16 protein-coding genes are annotated in these 18073 nt (G+C 49.6%); 1 reads left to right on the forward strand and 15 read right to left on the reverse strand.

Annotated features, from left to right (window positions below):
- Positions 1–345: 345 nt before the first annotated feature.
- Entirely contained in the window at positions 346–2415 is a 2070-nt protein-coding gene (locus tag ACTNDI_RS07385) for an LTA synthase family protein (RefSeq protein ID WP_441100293.1), read from the forward strand.
- 194 nt (positions 2416–2609) lie between these two features.
- Here the strand turns inward: ACTNDI_RS07385 and scpB are convergent, their stop codons facing one another.
- The 15 genes from scpB to ACTNDI_RS07460 form a co-directional block, all read right to left on the reverse strand.
- A complete protein-coding gene (gene scpB, locus ACTNDI_RS07390; protein ID WP_441100415.1) occupies positions 2610–3164 on the reverse strand; it encodes an SMC-Scp complex subunit ScpB in 555 nt (184 codons plus the stop codon).
- 185 nt (positions 3165–3349) lie between these two features.
- The gene (locus ACTNDI_RS07395) at positions 3350–4171 is read right to left on the reverse strand and encodes a segregation and condensation protein A (RefSeq protein WP_441100294.1); all 822 of its coding nucleotides are present in this window, start codon (positions 4169–4171) and stop codon (positions 3350–3352) included.
- Between the two features lie 32 nt (positions 4172–4203).
- Positions 4204–5073 (reverse strand): metallophosphoesterase, encoded by an 870-nt coding sequence (locus ACTNDI_RS07400; protein ID WP_441100295.1) that lies wholly within the window; start codon positions 5071–5073, stop codon positions 4204–4206.
- 60 nt (positions 5074–5133) lie between these two features.
- Positions 5134–5310, reverse strand: coding sequence for a 30S ribosomal protein S21 (gene rpsU / locus ACTNDI_RS07405; RefSeq protein ID WP_004602251.1), 177 nt, complete (start codon positions 5308–5310; stop codon positions 5134–5136).
- 234 nt (positions 5311–5544) lie between these two features.
- Positions 5545–6291, reverse strand: coding sequence for a LytR/AlgR family response regulator transcription factor (locus ACTNDI_RS07410; protein WP_441100296.1), 747 nt, complete (start codon positions 6289–6291; stop codon positions 5545–5547).
- Between the two features lie 171 nt (positions 6292–6462).
- Positions 6463–6807 (reverse strand): hydrogenase maturation nickel metallochaperone HypA, encoded by a 345-nt coding sequence (locus ACTNDI_RS07415; RefSeq protein WP_441100297.1) that lies wholly within the window; start codon positions 6805–6807, stop codon positions 6463–6465.
- Between the two features lie 12 nt (positions 6808–6819).
- On the reverse strand, positions 6820–9612 hold the full coding sequence (locus ACTNDI_RS07420; RefSeq protein WP_441100416.1) for an FAD-dependent oxidoreductase: 2793 nt from the start codon (positions 9610–9612) through the stop codon (positions 6820–6822).
- Between the two features lie 243 nt (positions 9613–9855).
- A complete protein-coding gene (gene hypB / locus ACTNDI_RS07425) occupies positions 9856–10572 on the reverse strand; it encodes a hydrogenase nickel incorporation protein HypB (protein ID WP_441100298.1) in 717 nt (238 codons plus the stop codon).
- Positions 10569–11258 carry a hydrogenase nickel incorporation protein HypB gene (gene hypB, locus ACTNDI_RS07430; RefSeq protein ID WP_441100299.1) on the reverse strand — a complete coding sequence of 230 codons (690 nt, stop codon included), beginning with the start codon at positions 11256–11258 and terminating at the stop codon, positions 10569–10571. Before hypB (ACTNDI_RS07430) ends, hypB (ACTNDI_RS07425) begins: the two co-directional genes overlap by 4 nt.
- A 317-nt stretch (positions 11259–11575) precedes the next feature.
- A complete protein-coding gene (locus tag ACTNDI_RS07435) occupies positions 11576–11773 on the reverse strand; it encodes an OadG family transporter subunit (protein WP_441100300.1) in 198 nt (65 codons plus the stop codon).
- Positions 11774–11924: 151 nt separating this feature from the next.
- On the reverse strand, positions 11925–13058 hold the full coding sequence (locus tag ACTNDI_RS07440) for a sodium ion-translocating decarboxylase subunit beta (RefSeq protein ID WP_441100417.1): 1134 nt from the start codon (positions 13056–13058) through the stop codon (positions 11925–11927).
- A gap of 125 nt (positions 13059–13183) precedes the next feature.
- A complete protein-coding gene (locus tag ACTNDI_RS07445) occupies positions 13184–14233 on the reverse strand; it encodes a tRNA dihydrouridine synthase (protein WP_441100301.1) in 1050 nt (349 codons plus the stop codon).
- Between the two features lie 17 nt (positions 14234–14250).
- A complete protein-coding gene (locus ACTNDI_RS07450; RefSeq protein WP_441100302.1) occupies positions 14251–14535 on the reverse strand; it encodes a phosphopantothenoylcysteine decarboxylase domain-containing protein in 285 nt (94 codons plus the stop codon).
- Positions 14465–14863: a (deoxy)nucleoside triphosphate pyrophosphohydrolase gene (locus tag ACTNDI_RS07455; protein ID WP_441100303.1), complete on the reverse strand. Its 399-nt coding sequence runs from the start codon at positions 14861–14863 to the stop codon at positions 14465–14467. Before ACTNDI_RS07455 ends, ACTNDI_RS07450 begins: the two co-directional genes overlap by 71 nt.
- Positions 14864–14932: 69 nt before the next feature.
- The gene (locus ACTNDI_RS07460) at positions 14933–17950 is read right to left on the reverse strand and encodes a DUF3427 domain-containing protein (RefSeq protein WP_441100304.1); all 3018 of its coding nucleotides are present in this window, start codon (positions 17948–17950) and stop codon (positions 14933–14935) included.
- Positions 17951–18073: the final 123 nt, after the last annotated feature.

An 18073-nucleotide genomic window follows, 5' to 3' on the forward strand; every position in this document is an offset into this window, starting at 1 on the left:
ATGAATTTTTCCTGATATTCAGCATTCTTTGGCCAGTACTTTCAGGACTTCGTACATCGACAAATTCCGGTAAAACTGTTATGATGGTTCGTTGTCAAGTTAAAAGTGTTGAATCACTGGGTTAAATCATTGCGCCAGACATGTTAAATCTGCCATAATGCAGAAGGCCACGTGAAAAATCTGCCGAAATGCAGAAGCTTACGTGAGCAAGCTTCTGAAACGCAGAAGCTCACGTGAAAAATCTGCCGATATGCATAAGCTTACGTGAGCAAGCTGCTGAAACGCAGAAGCTGAGCAGAAAGAATTTGTCTATGCACATAACAGATGTCTGGAACGGAGGAAATTATGAGTATAAAGGAAGTCCTCGGAAAGGGGAAGCACTGGTTTCTGAAGGCAGTAAGGCCGGAACCAAAACCGCCGCGGCATCCGAAACTGGTGCAGTTTCTGAACCGCTATGCCCTTATTTTTCATTTTGCCGCATCGTTTTTCGGATATCTGCTTATTGAGGCGCTGTCGAGACATTCCTTCGGGGCGGCGGTAACATTTCTGGATGATCACACCAAGGTTTTCCTGTATAATACACTGCTGATCTTTCTAAGTTCACTGATCGTATTTCTGTTCCGGAGACGAACCTTCTGGAGAATACTGGTTCTGACCTTCTGGATGCTCCTTGGAATCAGCAACAGCATATTGCTGGCGAACCGTGTGACACCGCTGACCGGACCTGATCTGACGGCGCTGAGCGAAGGAGCTTCTGTAGTCACCAAGTATCTGTCCGGCTGGGAGATCGGTGTGATATACGCGCTTATCATTGCTCTTGTGGCTGGTCTTATTGTGCTGCTGTGCCGCTCTCCGCGCTATCAGGGAAAGACGCACAGGATTCCGGTGCTGATCGGGATTGTACTCTCCTGCTTCGGTTTCTGGGGACTGACCCGGGAGATGGTGAATGTGCGCCTGCTTTCCGCTTATTTTGAAAACATTGCCTATGCGTATGAGGATTACGGTTTTCCGTACTGTCTGACGGTTACGGTTCTGGATACCGGAATATCAAAGCCGGATAATTACTCCAAGGCGATGGTGGATCAGATCATTGCGGATGAGCATGATGAGGAGAAAACCACCTCGGATACGGAAAATCTTCCGAATATTATTATTGTGCAGTGCGAGACATTTTTTGACCCGACCCGTATGAAAAATCTCACGTTCTCCGAGGACCCGCTTCCGAACTGGCATAAGCTGGAAAAGGAATACACCTCCGGTCTGTATCAGGTGCCGGTCGTGGGTGCCGGCACGGTGAACACCGAATTTGAGACCCTGACCGGAATGAGCATGCGGTTCTTCGGAGCCGGTGAGTATCCTTATAAGGGCATCCTCAGGGAAGAAACCTGTGAGAGTGCGGCTACCGTGCTGAAAAATCTGGGATTCTCCGCGCATGCGGTCCATGACAATGAGGCGAACTTTTACAGCCGCCGCAAGGTGTACGCGGATTTCGGATTCGATACGTTTACTTCGGGCGAGTACATGGACACGCAGAATGACGTGAATGAGAACGGATGGATGCGCGATGAGAATCTGATCACTCCGATCAACGACGCGCTGGATTCCACATCCGGGAAGGATTTTGTCTTTACTGTTTCTGTTCAGCCTCATGGCTCCTATCCGAGTGAGCATATCATTGATAATCCGGAGATTACAGTGACGGGGACTGACACAGACGCGGAGAACGCCGCGTGGGAGTATTACGTGAATCAGCTACACGAGGAGGATCAGTTCATCGCGGACCTGATTCAGGATGTGGAGAACCGGGGTGAACCTGCAGTGATTCTGTTCTACGGGGATCATCTCCCAACGATGGGCCTTTCCGATGAGGATCTGAATTACGGTTCGATCTACCAGACCAATTACCTTCTGTGGGACAATATCGGCCTGAAGAGGGAAAGTAAAGATATCACAGCATATCAGGCGGCAGCGGATCTGTTTGACAAGCTTGATATTCATGACGGCGTGATGTTTCGGTATCAGCAGACGATGCAGAACAGCGAGAGCTATACCTTCGACATGCAGACGCTTCAGTACGATATACTGTACGGAAAACGATATGTGTACAACAAGACAAATCCGTTTAAAAAGTCCGATCTCCGGCTGGGCGTGAAGCCGATTGTTATAAATGGAATTACAAAGCTGGCGAACGGAACGTATTACATCAGCGGTGAAAATTTCACACAGTCATGTAAGGCGGTTATTGACGGAAAGCTGGACAACGATACGATCTATGTGAACAACCAGACGCTGATGGTAAATGATCAGGATCTGAATGAAGACAGCATGATAAAGGTAGCGGTTCAGTCAAATTCCAGCACACACAAGGTATTGAGCAGCACGTACGCATATAAATATAGTTGGTTCACTGGCTAAGGATTGCGGGAGTGCGAAGCAAGGAGCAATCCGCAGCTTATCCGGTATCATAACAGAACAGCTCTTCGAAAACCCAGACAGAATAAAGATAAGAAAAGAAAAAGGGGGTGCCGCACCAGATTCGTGCGACACCCCCTTTTTAACGAATGAAATCCGGCTGGGAGTTCTGATTTTTATGAATTTTTCAGAGCCATTCAGACGTCTACGCGCACATCGGCCTCCGCTTCTGCTTCCGCCTTGAAGTCCGCGATCTGTCCGGGACTGAGCTCCGGGAGCTGATCTGTCGATTCCACACCGAAGTAGCGGAGAAATTTTTCTGTGGTGCCCAGAAGAATCGGCCGGCCCGGAACATTAAGGCGTCCGAGCTCCTGAATCAGATCATATTCCAGAAGCTTGTTGACCGCGTGCTCGGAGCTGACGCCGCGGATCTGTTCGATCTGCGCCTTTGTGACCGGCTGTTTGTATGCGATGATGGAGAGGGTCTCCAGAATGACATCGGTAAGCTGGGGTTTCTTTGGATGTCTGGCGAGCGTGATCAGCTGGCCGTAATACTGTTTCTTTGTGGAAAGCTGCCAGGAGTTGTCGAGATCGAGAAGCTGAATGCCGGATTCCGGCCGGCTCAGTCTTTCCTGCAGGGAGCGCAGAGCCTTCTCGGTCTGCGAGGAGGTGCGGCCTACGGCAGAGGCGAGACGCGACAGCTCAACGGAATCTCCCATCGCAAAGAGAAGAGCCTCAAGGGCTCCCTCCAGAGTTGTGTCCTCCGTTTCGGTGAAGCGAAGGTTATCGTCCTGCCGGGGGGAATCCGCTGAGTGACCGGGTTCGGAACGGGGAGCTGTATCAGCTGTTGTTTCAGGTGTAGTATCCGGGTCTGTTTCTTTATTTTCGCTTGTTTTTTTTGTTTCTATTTCTTCTGCCATCTGCAATTACCATTTTCTCAGAACAGTTCATTAAAAGGTTTGTTGCCTGCGTCCTCCCGGTAGGCATCTCCGGCGAGGGCGGTTTCGTGTTCATTCTCCAGGGATTCAATTTCAATATCGCCGAAGAGCTCATCCTGGGTGCAGTGAATCTTGCCGAGTTTCATGAGCTCAAGCACTGCCAGGAACGTAACAACAGCGTTCATTTTCGTCGGCTGTTTTTCCAGCAGTCTCCGGAAGGAGACCTTTCTCTTCTTGCGGGTTACGATCTGGACATAATCCAGCTTGTCGGGGAGAGAAACCTCATCTCTTTCAATATGGCCGAATTTACTCCGGATCGGGTCGATTTTGTCCTTCTGCCGTTTCAGGACGAATTCGAAGATTTCGTGAAGCCTTTCCAGTGTGACGCCGTCCAGAAGCTGCGCCGGATCTACCGGCGGCGAATAGCGTGCCACCTCCTTCGGAAGGTGCTGCCTTCGCGTGACGAGCTCTCCCGCATCCTCCGCATATTCGCGCAGATGCCTGGAAATCTCCTTGTATTCCTTGTATTCAAGAAGCTGCTGCACGAGGTTTTCGCGCGGATCAATCTCCTCGCCGGTTTCTTCATCGACCTCTCTGGGAAGGAGCATCCGGCATTTGATGTCGATCAGCGTTGCCGCCATCACCATGAATTCACTGGTGACATTCATGTCTTCGTGGTCCATCTGCCGGACATATTCCAGATACTGATCGGTAATTTCAGAAATGGGAATATCATAGATATCTATTTTGTTTTTGTCAATGAGATGCAGGAGAAGATCCAGAGGACCTTGAAATACCTGGAGATTTACAGATATTGCCACTTCGAAGAGATTTCCTTTCTGAATGGAAGCTGTCAGGACTGAGAATTCTCATTTACATGAATTACTACGGTCACGATCTCCCTCGGATTATGGATCCTGACGGGGATGGTGTGTTCTCCGCAGCCGGAACTTACTATAACACTTTTTCCGTTTTTTTGGAATAAGCCGTAGGCTTTTCCGGTAAGAAGACAGAGATCAGGGCTGATCAGCCCTCCGTGCTTTCCAAAACGTGCGACTCCCCCGTGGTAATGTCCGCAGAGAGTCAGATCAGCGCCCCATTCCAGATAGGCATCCATACCGGATGGGCTGTGTGCGAGAAGAATACTGATCCGGTCTGAAGGAGGAGTCCCGGGATTCTGATCTGTACGGAAAGCCTCTGTAATCGCGGAACAGGGGAGATTTTCGTGATGGATTCTGCCATAGTAGCGGCGATCCATGCTGAAGCCGCAGATGCAGACCGGGAGGCCGTGCACGGTGAATTCGCGCGATTCGTTCTGGAGCAAAATGAGGTGTCCGGATTGCTGCAGAGCGCGCTGGTAGCGGGTATACATGTCGCCGTACACCTCCGGGTAGATCCGTGTGCGATATTCGTGATTGCCCATGGCGAGATAGATATTTCCTGCAGGATCTCCGTTCTCATGAGCAGAGGCCCATTTCCCGGCAAGACAGGTGAGAAAATCAGCCGCGGGAGCGACAGGGTATCCGGGCTTCCCGATAATGCTGTCTCCGCCGCACAGAATGAGATCCGGGCGGTTTCTCTGCAGAATGGTTTCGATGCGGGAGATTTCCTCAGGACTGCAGCAATTGTGCATGTCAGTGAAGAAACAGACGGTAAGCGTGCCTGAGGGAAGTCCGGGTTTTTTGAGATTGAGGTTGTAGCGGGTATCTTTGTATCTTTTCATGAATATAAATAAAACGAAGAAAGCTCTGGCATTTACATGTCAGAGCTTTTCATGTGCAAATTAATTATATTTACGTTTTCTTGCTGCTTCGGATTTCTTTTTGCGACGAACACTCGGCTTCTCGTAGTGCTCTCTCTTACGGATCTCCTGCTGGATTCCAGCCTTAGCGCAGCTTCTCTTGAAACGACGTAACGCGCTATCCAGTGTTTCGTTCTCTTTTACGATAACGTTTGCCATATGCCCAAACCTAACCTCCCTCCAGTTGTAAGATTGTGCTAAATACAACTGTTTGGGTATTTTTGCACTCACTTTATTATAGCAAATTTTTTATTTTCGTCAAGGGAAAATTTAATTTTGACGGGTTGACGGATGGGGTGTTTTTTTATTGCATATTTAACTATGCCCGGATCGGATCATTCAGCTTCATAGGGCATGCCGCTTCATCCCATTCTTCCAGGGAACGGCATCCGTCTACTCGTCCGCCCCCTGTCCTTCCTGTTTCCATCCTTCAGCAATGGAAAAAAGATAATGTTCATATGCTCTTTTTGCGGCAAAAAATCCCTGTCGGTGAATATGAACCTGTTCGCCGCCCTGCATGACAAAGGTCAGCAGCTCGCGGTCTATTCCGCAAATCTTCGAGAGGTTGACCAGAAAGCTCTTATGGCAGCGGAAAAAATACTTCTCCGGGAATTTGTTTATCTCGTCATCCAGTTTTCCGCGGAAGATCAGTTCTTTTCCGTCATCCATGTGCAGACAGATGCTTTTCCCTCTCTGTTCTGCAAAGAGAATGCAGTCAAAAGGCACTCGTATCCTCTCACGTACCGATTCACATTCGAAATGAGGCTCAGATTCCTTCTTGTGAATAACATCCTGGATCAGTTCCCGGATATCCTCCGGTTTTACAGGTTTCTCCAGATAACGGGCGGCACGAAGACGATAGGATTCCAGCGCAAAATCCTGACTGGTTGTGGCAATGGCTGCCACTACGCGTGTATCCTTTCTGCGGATCTGTTCCAGCGCGTCAATTCCGGTCATCCGTTCCATATAGATGTCAAGTATCAGAAGATCGAATTTCCCGGGAAAAAAATGATCCAGCAGATCTTCAGCGCTTTCAAACGCCTCTGCGGTTATTTTTTCTGCGGAATCCGTCACCATATTCAGAAGCCGGATGCGTGATTCCTTATTATCTTCACATATGCCTATCCGAAGCTGCTCCATTTGTCAACCGTTCCTTTCCGGAACTTTTATTTACGCGAACAGTGAGCCGCAGCCGAATGCGAAGTATTCGTGTGCGGCGAGCGTCGCGATAGCGAGATAAAACTCGCGCAGCGTGTTTTATCTCGTTTTCAGATTTCCGGTTTCTTCTTGTGTGAACCGAATTTAATTGATTTACTCGGCCTCGATTTCCTTAATGATACATTCATTTCCCTTGAGGAGCCATGTCTCTCCACTGTGACAGTAGGGGCATTCCCGTCCGTACTCTACGGTCTGGTAGGTTCTTCTGCAGTGATTGCACCAGGTCACTGCAGGGATCGTCTCAAGCTTCAGTTCTGCCGACTTTAATACGGGATGGCGCACCTTGAAGTAGTCCCAGCAGTCGGTGAAATAGTCCGTCATGATGCCGGAGACCTCTCCGACCTGCAGTGTGACAGAACCGATTTTCGTAATGTTCTGTTCCTTTGCGAGATCATCCAGTGTCTTCGCGAGATGAGTTACGATTCCCATTTCATGCATAGCCGTTCTCCGTCACCTGCGCGCTGCCTTTTTTTCGCGGGCTTCCTTTCGGATGATTTTAATTTCCCGCTTCATTGCATAAGGCGCGATCGCCTTCATCTTATCTTCAGAACGGAAGAAGCTGCTGCAGTCCGGAAGGTCCCGCTCCAGATGGATCGCATCGAATTCACAGCGGGTGGTGCACAGGCCGCATCCGATGCAGCGGTTGATATCAACTGTTGTTGCGCCGCATCCGAGACAGCGGTCCGCCTCCTGATGTACCTGCTCTTCGGTCAGCGGAAGTCTTGTATCGTCGAAACGGTCCTCGACCTTACGGGATCCAGGGACGCAGCGTTTGGCGTGATCATAGCCGAGAGGAACTGTGATATCCTCTTTGTCGAGCTCGATGAATTCCCGGAGATCACGGGCAATCGTGAGCGACTGACCTTCATGTACGAAGCGGTGCATAGATTCCGCTCCCTTCTTGCCGTCGGCAATGGCGTCAATGGCGAAACGGGCGCCGTGGTTGATATCGCCTCCGGCGAAAATGTCCGGTTCTCCGGTCTGGAAGGTAACCGGGTCGCAGATAATGGTGCCGCCTCGCCGTGTCTGTGCTTTTGTACCTTTCAGAAGATCGCCCCAGACAGCAGACTGGCCAATTGCCTCCAGTACGTTCTTGCAGGGAACGGTGATTGTTGTTTCTTCGTCATACTGGGGATCAAAGCGTCCGTCGGGGTTCTTGACCCGGGTGCATTTCTTGAACACAACGCCGGTTACCTTTCCATCTTCTGTCAGGATCTCCTTCGGACCCCATCCGTTCTTCACTTCAATGCCCTCGGCCTTTGCGTCTTCAACCTCATCGGCAGCGGCAGGCATTTCATCTGCGCCTTCCAGACAGATCATGGTGATGTGTCCGTCTGTCACACGCTGTGCTGTCCTTGCTACATCGACGGCTACGTTGCCGCCGCCTATCACAACCACATTTCCGGTCAGTTTTACGCTGTGATCGCGATTCACGCGATTCAGGAAGCCTATACCGGACTCTACACCCGCGGCATCCTCTCCGGGCACACCGGCGCTTCTGCCGCCTGAGAGACCGATGGATACGTAAAAGGCGCGATATCCCTGTGCTCTGAGATCGGCTATGCTGACATCCTTTCCGATTTCTACACCGCAGCGGAACTCAATTCCCATTTCGCGGAGCATATCGATCTCCGCATCGACGAGATTCTTTGAGAGACGGAAGGACGGCATCCCGTACGTGAGCATTCCGCCGGGTTTTTCTTCCTTTTCAAAAATTGTGACCGGATATCCTTTGGTCCGGAGGTAATAAGCGCAGGACATGCCAGCAGGGCCGGAACCGATCACTGCCATTTTATAATTATCGTCCCAGAAGCCGCCCTCGTCACGCTCGCATATGGGAAGGATAGATTTGCGGAAAGCGGGATCGATCTCCTGCTGCGCGACAAATTTCTTGATCTCGTCGATCGCGACAGGGCTGTCCACCGTACTTCTCGTGCAGGCATCCTCACAGCGGCGGTTACAGATGGCTCCGCAGACAGCCGGGAACGGATTATCCTGACGAATGAGATTCAGCGCGTCCGCGTATCTGCCTTCTTTTGCCATCTTCACATAGCCCTGAACCGCAATATGCGCCGGACAAGCCGTCTTACAGGGGGAAGTTCCGGTGTCATAGCAATTAATCTTCGCGTCCTCACGGTAATGAATGTTCCAGTTGTCCGCAGTCCAGCGTGTTTCATCCGGCAACAGCGTCAGCGGGTATTTCACCTCACTTCCGTCCTTTTTGCAGAGCTTCTGACCGAGTTTGGCCGCACCGACCGGACATACCTCCACACACTTTCCGCAGGCTACGCAGTTTTCCTTCTTTACATGCGCACGATATGCGGAACGGGACATATTTGGGGTATTGTAGAGCTGAGAAGTGCGGATCGCATTGCAGACACCGGGCGCACAGTTGCAGAGTCCGACGATTTTATCTTCGCCGTCAATATTCGTAGTCTGATGGACAAATCCATGCCGCTCTGCCCTCTCGCAGGCCTCCAGCGCCTCCTCCTTCGTAATATAATGGCCGCGGCCGGTATTCACGCACCACTCGGCGAGATCGCCAAGGCCGATGCAGCACTCCTGCTCGATCGAACCATCGCCCTCTCCGCGGATGCGCTGCTGCCGGCGGCAGGTGCAGACACCGATGGAAAGCTTGCCCTCATATTTATCCAGCCAATGCGAGATATGCTCAAGCGGTACGGATGTGGAAACGGATTCGATCGCTTTTTCTACGGGGATGACATGCATGCCGATGCCCGCGCCGCCCATGGGAACCATGGGAGTAATGCCCTCCAGGGGCATCTGGGTCATCAGGTTAAAAAATGTCGCGATATTCGGGTGCTCTGCCATCAGCTTATCGTTCATGACCATGAACTCGGCGATGCCCGGAACAAAAATCGGTACATCGTACCACAGCTCTTTTGCCGGGTTCTCACGATTTGTCTCAATACAGCCGACCCACATCAGGTGTTCCAGCATTTTATCGATCTGCGTCTCTGTAAACGCAGGGTTCATTTTCACAAGCTGCGCGTGGCTGTAGTTTGTCCTGGGTTTCTTGAAACTGAGCATGAACTTTACTTCATCCTTGTTCATGACCTCATCGAGGCACCAGACCTCCGGGTCGTCCGGACGAATGGTATGGGTGTATTTTGCCACATAACGGTCCGTAATCATACCAGCCAGACGAATCAGCAGCTTCAGCTTTTCTCTGTCCGGATAGACAAAATTCTCCGGAAGCCGGTAATCACGTTCGTTCGTCATTCGGTTCTTCTGTTCGTTCATATAAAATCCTCTCCTTTTCTTCTCTCGTGCGCGGCATTCCCCCGAAAGCCGGCACTGTTCCTGATCCGGCGGCTTTGTAAATCAGACGCTTAGATATAAGTCAGACACGGAATATCTGGCCATGAGGACTTCAGACACAGTCTATCTGGCCATGAGGACTTCAGACACAGGATATCTGGTCATCAGGTTTTCAGACACAGGATATCTCCGGTCATAAGTGCTTCAGACGCCGGACTTCCAGTTATGTACGGCGTTTCGAAGCCATTCCTCCCATGCGGCCATCCCCTCTCCGGTTTTCGCCGAGACGGGAAAGATCTGTATGGCGGGATGAAGAGCTCTTACCCGCTGTATGCAGGCGTCCATGTCAAAATCAAAATACGGCAGCGCGTCAATCTTCGAGATGACGAGCGCATCGCTGGTTCGGAACATCAGCGGATACTTCAGCGGTTTGTCGTCGCCCTCTGGGACGCTGAGTATCATGACATTTTTTCCTGCTCCGGTATCGAATTCGGCCGGGCAGATCAGGTTTCCGACATTTTCCAGAAAAGCCAGATCGATGCCCTCATATCCCAGTTCACCAAGTCCTCTTGCCGTCATTCCTGCGTCCATGTGACACATGCCGTCGGTGTGGACCTGAATTGTCTTCGCTCCCAGACGGTCCATCCGCCTGGCATCCACATCGGAATCGATATCGGCCTCCAGCACGGCGATCTTCAGCTTGTCATCCGATCTTCGGTTTCCGGCATCGCCACTGTCCTCGCCACTGCACTCGTCCTGAAGATCGCGGATCGTTCGCGCCAGCAGTGTCGTCTTGCCGGAACCCGGACTGCTCATCAAATTGATCAGCAGCGTTCCTCTTCTCTTCATCTCTTCACGAAGTGTTTCTGCATCACGGTCATTTGACGCGGTCACGCTCTCGTGCAGTTCGATTACCTTCATCGCGTATTCACCTCCCGCTTCAGCCAGCTGATCCAGGCATCAAAGCCCTCTCCCGTCTTTGCTGAAAGAGGAAGAACCGGCATCTCCGCTGAGCGCCTATCTGCTTTTTTCCGCTGTGCGGAGACATTTTCGCGCAGCCTGTCAAAATCAAAATCGAAGATCGCAGCCGTATCCGACTTGCTGACCACAAGTAAGTCGCTTACCTGAAACATCAGCGGATACTTCAGCGGTTTGTCATCGCCTTCCGGCACGCTGAGAATCATCACCCGCTTATCCGCACCCACATCGAACTCTGCCGGGCAGACAAGATTACCGACATTTTCGAGAAATACAAGATCCAGGCCGTCCACGCCCATCTCATCAAGGCCTTTTTGTGTCATCACGGCATCCATGTGACAGGAGCCTCCGGTATGAACCTGAATGACCTTTGCGCCGGCCTCTGCCACCGTCCTTGCATCTACGTCGCTGTCTACATCCGCTTCCATCACACCGATGCGGTATGTGTCTTTCAGCTCCCGGATCGTGCGCGCAAGAAGTGTTGTCTTGCCGGCTCCTGGTGAAGCCATGAGATTGATCAGAAAGACTCCCTTTTCTCTCATCCTGGATCGCACCGCATCCGCGATGCTGTCATTGTCCTCCATAATGCGGTTCTTAACTTCAATCACTTTGAATTCGTCATTATTCATGTACAATATGCCCCTTAAATGATGGATTTTAAAATTATAACATAAATATCAGCTTTATAGAAACATATTTTGTGCATTATTTACGGATTTACGGGCTTCCCGTGAGGCGTGTTATTCCTGCCAGATCAATGGATGTGAACCGAAAGCACAGGTGAGAGATTCCGTTGTTTGCAGGAAGTTGTTCAAAGGAATAAGAAAAAAACGCAGACAGCACCGCCGCGCGTATTACGCGCGAAGCGGTTCTGTCTGCGTTCCAACGGTGTGCGCCGTTTGTGTGAGTGCGTTTCACCGGTCTGTACTGTTTGTGTGGCTATGATTCACTGGTCTGTGTCATTCGTCTGACTGCAGGCAGCTTTCTGTTCCGCGGTGGGAACCTCTGTGCTGTCAGCGCCGTTTTTCCTGGCGGGAAAGATCTTTGTGAGAAGCATCATGATGACAATCAGCACAATGGTGACAATAAAGATTCCGAGCATCCCGAGGCCCATAACCTTCAGTGATCCAAGAAATGTATTCATTTTCGATCTCCTTTCAGAGTCCTCTTCAGAGAGGTATCTGTTTTTTCAATGTTTCCGCTGAGTTCTTCAGGAATTTCATCAGCCTGTTCAAAGAGAGGGCATTTATAAGTGAAACTCTATAAGAAAAACGTTAAGAAAAACGTTCGCGCGGTCATGCCAGCGGTACAAGGCTCAGGATCAGACCGCCTGCGATAACGGATGCGATCTGGCCGGAGACGTTGACGCCTGTGGCCTGCATGATCAGAACATTGGAAGGGTCCTCTTTGATGCCCATTTGTGTGATGACTCTGGCAGACATCGGAAAGGCGGATATGCCGCAGGCTCCGATCATCGGGTTGACTTTTTTGTTCTTTGGCAGAAACAGGTTCAGGAGTTTTGCGAAAAGTACGCCTCCGACGGTGTCAAAGATAAACGCAATGAGTCCGAGAAGGAGGATCAGCAGAGTCCTGATATTGAGAAAGTCTTCTGAACGCATCTGTGATGCCACTGTGATCCCAAGCATCAGAGTGATGATGTTGGCGAGGGAGTGCTGGGCCGTATCGGAAAGCGAATCCAGAACACCGCACTCACGGACGAGATTTCCGAACATCAGAAAGCCCACCAGGGCGACAGATCGAGGTGCTACAATTCCCGCGATAATGGTGATGCAGACCGGGAACAGAATTTTCACCGGTTTTGACACACTCTGCGGATTGTAGGACATGTGCATGGCGCGTTCCTTTTTGGTCGTCACCGCCCGGATGACCGGCGGCTGAATGATCGGCACAAGCGCCATATAGGAGTAGGCCGCAACGATAATCGCTCCGAGGTATCTGGAGTGAAAATAGTTGGCGACAAAGATGGAGGTCGGTCCGTCTGCCGCTCCTATGATGCCGACGGAAGCGGCATCCTGCAGGCTGAAGCCAAAGAGGGCCGCCAGACTCAGCGTGAAAAAAATGCCGAACTGGGCTGCTGCACCGAACAGCATCATCAGCGGATTGGACAGAAGCGGCGTAAAGTCGATCATGGCTCCAATGCCGATAAAGAGCAGGAGCAGAAAGATCTCATTGGAAATTCCTGCATTGAAGAGGGTATCGAGAGGCCCCTGTGTCAGTACACCATTGATTGTCTGCGTGACTGCTCCCGACATCGGAAGATTCACCAGAACTGCGCCGAATCCCATTGGTACCAGTAAAGAAGGCTCCATTTTTTTTACGATGCCCAGATAGATCAAAATACCTCCAATGATCCACATGACAGCCATCTGCCATGTGATGTTCCCCGCATTGGAGAACAGTTCCATAATTCCCTGCATAATTTTGAGTCCTTTCTACAATTTTTCATGCTGCGTGCATCGATCTGCATTTGTACTGCTGATTTAAGCTGACGAATTAAGCTGCTTTTATCGGAAATAAGGTCTGTCAAGCAGAGTCATCCACAGAAGACTCTGTCAGCAGCCGTCCGATACTCTGAAAGTCTCTTTGTCTTATAAAGCTTATGAATCAGACGGTCAGAATCCGGGAAATTCTCTTTCATGAATGGCCACAGCTCCAGCATATGCCGGATGGACACGTATTCGTCACCCTGAAATGCCTCCATAAAGGATTCCAGGATGGAATCGTGGAAAAGCTTCAGCTCCTCCATGGTCAGAGAATCTCCTCCGCGGATTTCGCGCACCAGCGCCGGATTTCCGACGAGTCCGCGACCGATCATTACTGCATGTACTTCTGGAAATTTCTCTGCAATCTGCTCATAGTCGCGTACTGTCCGGATATCTCCGTTGTAACAGACCGGATTTTCTGATCTGCGAAGGCATTCTTCGAAGTAATCCAGATGTACCCGTCCCTGGTAGCCCTCGTCTCTCACTCGCGGGTGAATGGTCAGCTCTGAAATGGGGTAACGATTGTATATCTCCAGAAGAGAAAATACCTCTTCCGGATCGCTGACCCCTAGTCTGGTTTTGATTGAAATCTGCATTTTCCTGTCCGGGCCCGGGGAACTGCCGGAAGAATTCAGTCCCGGATTTTCGAAGACGGAGGATCTGTCGGAAGAATTCAGTCCCGGATTTTCGAAGCCCGACGATCTGCCGGAAGAATTCTGTTCGGTCTCTTCGAATACACCGTCGAGAAGTCTTGTCAGAAGTTCCGGTTCGTCGAGGAGGCCGGATCCCTTCTTCTTGGCGGTCACGGTCTTTGAAGGACATCCCAAGTTGATATTAATCTCGGAATACCCGAGTTTTCCCGCGTATTGAATTCCTTTGCGGAAAGCCTCCGGATCGTTCCCGAGAAACTGGGGGACCAGAAAAATGTCCGGATTTTCTGCCGGATCCAGTTCCTTTTTGTCCCTACCCTTCATCTTCAGATCTCTGGTCACGGAAAGAAAGGGCGTATAATATTTATCTATCCCGGGGAAAAACCGGTGATGTACCTGTCGGTAAACCCTTCCGGTGATCCCCTCCATCGGTGCGAAGTATAGTTTCATTCTATTTTTCCGTCGTGTTATGTGGTTTGTCTGTCATCGTGAAACTCTTGTGGATGATTGGTGAGAAAACGAACGGGATCCAAAGCCTCTCGGGTTGGACCGGCTGAGACCAGGATCCGCTTGCCAACCAGATCCTTTTCAAATCCTATCACATGATCAAGGACTTCGTAAAGCTTTTGCGGTGAAACCATCTTGTCCTTGCCTGTTGCTCCGCAGGCAGGATACCCGGACTCAAAGGTGGCGATCCAGATGCTTCCGGATCTCCGGAAGAAGCGAACGGTCTGCCGGGAGCCAGTCAACATCTTCCAGATGAGCTGAATCCAGCCATCTGGCTGCCTCGTGTTCTAAAAGCGTAAGGCTGCCACTGCGAACAGTACAATAATAGCATTCCATGACCAGATGAAATCCAGGATAATCGATCTCGATGGTATCGATCAGAGAGCCTGGCGAAATTTCGGTATCAAGTTCCTCGCGAATTTCCCGGCGGAGTGCCTCCTGCGGAGTCTCTCCGGGCTCTATCTTCCCTCCGGGGAACTCCCATTTGTCCTTAAATTCTCCGTAGCCTCTCTGGGTAGCGTATACTTTCCCATGATGAATGATCACGGCGGCAACCACATGTTTTGTATCCATTTTTTATTCTCACTTTCTGTATTGTTTATCTCAGCAGATGGGTATCCTTCCGGCCTTTGACGAATAGTATCATTCTTTCACAATATAATTGTAAAGATCCTGACGGACCGGAACCTCAAGCTGATAGTCAACCTCAAAAGCATCATCTATCCGTGTCCCGATGACTGCTCCGGTTTCATCGACTTTATCAAATTTCATTCGGATAGGTTTCGGATCTCCCTGTGCCTGCATTTCACCGAGGAAATAAAACTCCTTTGCCTCCCGGTCGTCCTTATTTTTCCGAAGGAAAAGAAAAATCCGGTTTTCGCGGTCGGCTTCGGTGCGTTTGTAAAAATGATCCGCATCGCTTGATGTGATCTTTCTTGGGTGTTTGGATAGTGCTATGAGTCTGTCCGCTGCAAGAAAACGGTCTTCATATGCGATGGCATCATCGGTCTTGTCATAGTTGATGAATACGGGAAGAGTTTTCGTTCGTGTGTCATAAAAATATCCGCCCAGGTTCTGTGCGTTCATGTTTTTGTCCCAGTTCAGCAGAAGACAGACCTCTTCATATGTATACTTCCGGTACAATTGAAAATTCGTATCCTTATACCGGTTGTTGTAGTTCTTCTGATATTGCTGCAAACCAAATTCCACGGTTTCTTCTATCATCTTTCGGAACGTGTCATTTTTCAGTACCCGGAGAAATCCGGTGGAAGCCTGGTAGGTTTCCTCTTTTGTTTTTTCCAGAAAGACACAGGCAGACAACTTCTTCTGATCAGAGTCTTTTGCAAAACGATTTGTCAGGTTGCGAACAGCAGAGGCAATGGTTGCATCCTTTTCCCGGATTCCACTCCGTGACAGGGCATCTGCATAAGCCTTTATACGAAAATGGAAGCCGTGGTTATGAAGAATATCACGAAGGATGAGTAATTCTTCCGGACGTTTTCCAAAGGCAAGCTTTTTCGAGATAAATCCGAGGATCTGCTCTTCTGTGGCGTCCAGTCTTACTGTATATTCCTGTTCATACTTTTTGAGAAAGCCGTAATAGGAATTGAATTTCATAAAATACTTTGTTATGTTAACGGAACCGTAGGCAGAGAAATCCGTCAGTGAAGGGATTCTGCCGAGCTGGTATTTTAACTTCCGATAGGCATCGTAAAGAAGTTTTGTGTCGTTCAGTCTGACGCTGTCAATTGCACTGAAGATTCTCTTACGGGAAATTTCATCAAAGTGTATGGTCGAGCAGCCCGGGATCATGCGGGATCCCTCCTGCACATAGCGGCGGATGTTATCCTTGTTGTAAGAACGATCTCCGGATAGTGCGATCGGAATCATGTAATTATTGGTATAGGCACCGATAAAGTCCAGAATCACGACAAATTCTTTTCCGACCGCTTTCCGAAGACCTCTTCCAAGCTGCTGCACAAAGATGATCGGGCTTTCCGTTGGCCGGAGCAGAATGACCTGATTAATTTCAGGAATATCGACGCCTTCATTAAATATATCAACAGTCAGGATATAGTCGAGCTGTCTGTTCCTGGGCATGTCATCGCTGGTCAGGCGCCGGATTGCCTGCTCTCTTTCGTACTGAGAATCCTCACCGGACAGAAAAACTGTCTGTTTTCCCATCTGATTCATTTTGCAGGACAATTCTCGTCCAAGATCCTTACGACTGCAAAAAATTATACCTTTGACACGATTACCACTATAGCCATAATAATCTGCTTCTCGCAGGATATATTTTACACGGGCTTCTCCCGTCAGATATTGAAAATCTCTGAGGGACAGGGTTTCGTTGTTCTGGAGATCGTGTGCGACCTGCCCATTAACCTCAAGTTCTGTGATGCCAAAATAATGAAATGGACATAACAGATTCTCTTCCATCGCATCCTGAAGGCGAATTTCCGTCGCAATGTTGTGGTCAAACAGGCTGTAAATATCAAAGCCATCGGTTCTCTCCGGTGTAGCTGTCATTCCCAAAAGAAGCTGAGGCTTAAAATATTCCACAATTTTCTGATAGGAAGCAGCACCTGCCCGGTGAACTTCATCAATGATGATGGTCTGAAACTGATGCTTTGAAAAATTGGTCAGTGTTTCATCTCTTGACATGGTCTGAACGGTAGCAAAAAGATAATCTGCGTCTGGTTCCTTCTGGTTTCCGGATATAATCCCATAGGAGACTTTGCTGCCCAGAACCTTACGAAAGCTTTTTTGTGCCTGTTTTGCAATTTGCTCCCGATGAACTAAAAATAGCACCTTTTCCTGGTTGAGTTCTCTCATCGCGAAGGCGGCTGCATAAGTCTTTCCTGTGCCTGTTGCAGAAATCAGAAGTGTCCTCTTTTCGCCTCTTTTCATCAAATCCCTCAGGCTGGTTATAAAGGCGGTCTGCATCGCATTAGGTTTCAGTCGGTACAACTCAAAATCCAGCGCGCCGCTCTCCCGAATTGCGTCCCGGGCGATCTGACGCTGTTTTCTTGAAATTTCAAACGCTGTTCGGTATTCATCGATAAACGAATGGTATTCTCTGGTTTTGTCCGAAGCCCAAAGATCTTGGAATTCTGTGAGAATACGCTCGGAATATTCTCCGAATTCCGTGGATATGATTTTCGTATTCCATTCTTTATTTTTGGTGAGAGCCGTCAGCGTCATATTGGAGCTTCCGACGATGATCCGATATACATCTTTATTCTTGAAAATATACCCCTTCGTATGGAAGCCCTCGTCATCATCCGACATGTACATTCGTATTTCCAGATTTGACAGCTCGTGAAGCTTCTGGATGGCACGGGGTTCGCTGAAATTCAGGTAATTGGTGGTGAGAATTTTGCCCGGAATCCCCCGCTCCTCTAACTCCTTAAATGTCTGAAGAAGAGGAGTTATCCCGCCGAGTGTGATGAAAGCGACACTGATGTAAAATTCTTCACATTGAAGCAGTTCATTCTCCAGTGCCGACAGGACCTTCCTGCCTTCGTGGTAATTATTGGATACGAATTCCGGCTTATAGGCGAGATTTGTATTGACAGAACTGTCAATAAACGCAGAATACATTCCCTTCTCAAGCTGTTTAACGTATTCTGTGAGAATTTGCCGATGGTTCGCTTTCATGATGTGTCTCCATTCTTACAGGTTTGATCCTGCGGGTGTAAACAACGATCAGCTGTTTTCACATACCGTGACATTGAAATTATCCGCCGACACGTTTAGGATGCATTGACAATCCTCCTGACC

This window comes from Bilifractor sp. HCP3S3_D3, assembly GCF_052063915.1.
In the GTDB taxonomy this organism is placed as follows: Bacteria; Bacillota; Clostridia; order Lachnospirales; family Lachnospiraceae; genus Bilifractor.

Bases quoted from the DNA above. Each gene is read 5' to 3' on its own strand.
- ACTNDI_RS07385 (WP_441100293.1), top strand. From the start codon at position 346: ATGAGTATAAAGGAAGTCCTCGGAAAGGGGAAGCACTGGTTTCTGAAG.
- ACTNDI_RS07400 (WP_441100295.1), bottom strand. From the start codon at position 5,073: ATGAAAAGATACAAAGATACCCGCTACAACCTCAATCTCAAAAAACCC.
- rpsU (WP_004602251.1), bottom strand. From the start codon at position 5,310: ATGGCAAACGTTATCGTAAAAGAGAACGAAACACTGGATAGCGCGTTA.
- ACTNDI_RS07410 (WP_441100296.1), bottom strand. From the start codon at position 6,291: ATGGAGCAGCTTCGGATAGGCATATGTGAAGATAATAAGGAATCACGC.
- ACTNDI_RS07415 (WP_441100297.1), bottom strand. From the start codon at position 6,807: ATGCATGAAATGGGAATCGTAACTCATCTCGCGAAGACACTGGATGAT.
- ACTNDI_RS07420 (WP_441100416.1), bottom strand. From the start codon at position 9,612: ATGACGAACGAACGTGATTACCGGCTTCCGGAGAATTTTGTCTATCCG.
- hypB (WP_441100298.1), bottom strand. From the start codon at position 10,572: ATGAAGGTAATCGAACTGCACGAGAGCGTGACCGCGTCAAATGACCGT.
- hypB (WP_441100299.1), bottom strand. From the start codon at position 11,258: ATGAATAATGACGAATTCAAAGTGATTGAAGTTAAGAACCGCATTATG.
- ACTNDI_RS07435 (WP_441100300.1), bottom strand. From the start codon at position 11,773: ATGAATACATTTCTTGGATCACTGAAGGTTATGGGCCTCGGGATGCTC.
- ACTNDI_RS07445 (WP_441100301.1), bottom strand. From the start codon at position 14,233: ATGAAACTATACTTCGCACCGATGGAGGGGATCACCGGAAGGGTTTAC.
- ACTNDI_RS07450 (WP_441100302.1), bottom strand. From the start codon at position 14,535: ATGTTGACTGGCTCCCGGCAGACCGTTCGCTTCTTCCGGAGATCCGGA.
- ACTNDI_RS07455 (WP_441100303.1), bottom strand. From the start codon at position 14,863: ATGGATACAAAACATGTGGTTGCCGCCGTGATCATTCATCATGGGAAA.
- ACTNDI_RS07460 (WP_441100304.1), bottom strand. From the start codon at position 17,950: ATGAAAGCGAACCATCGGCAAATTCTCACAGAATACGTTAAACAGCTT.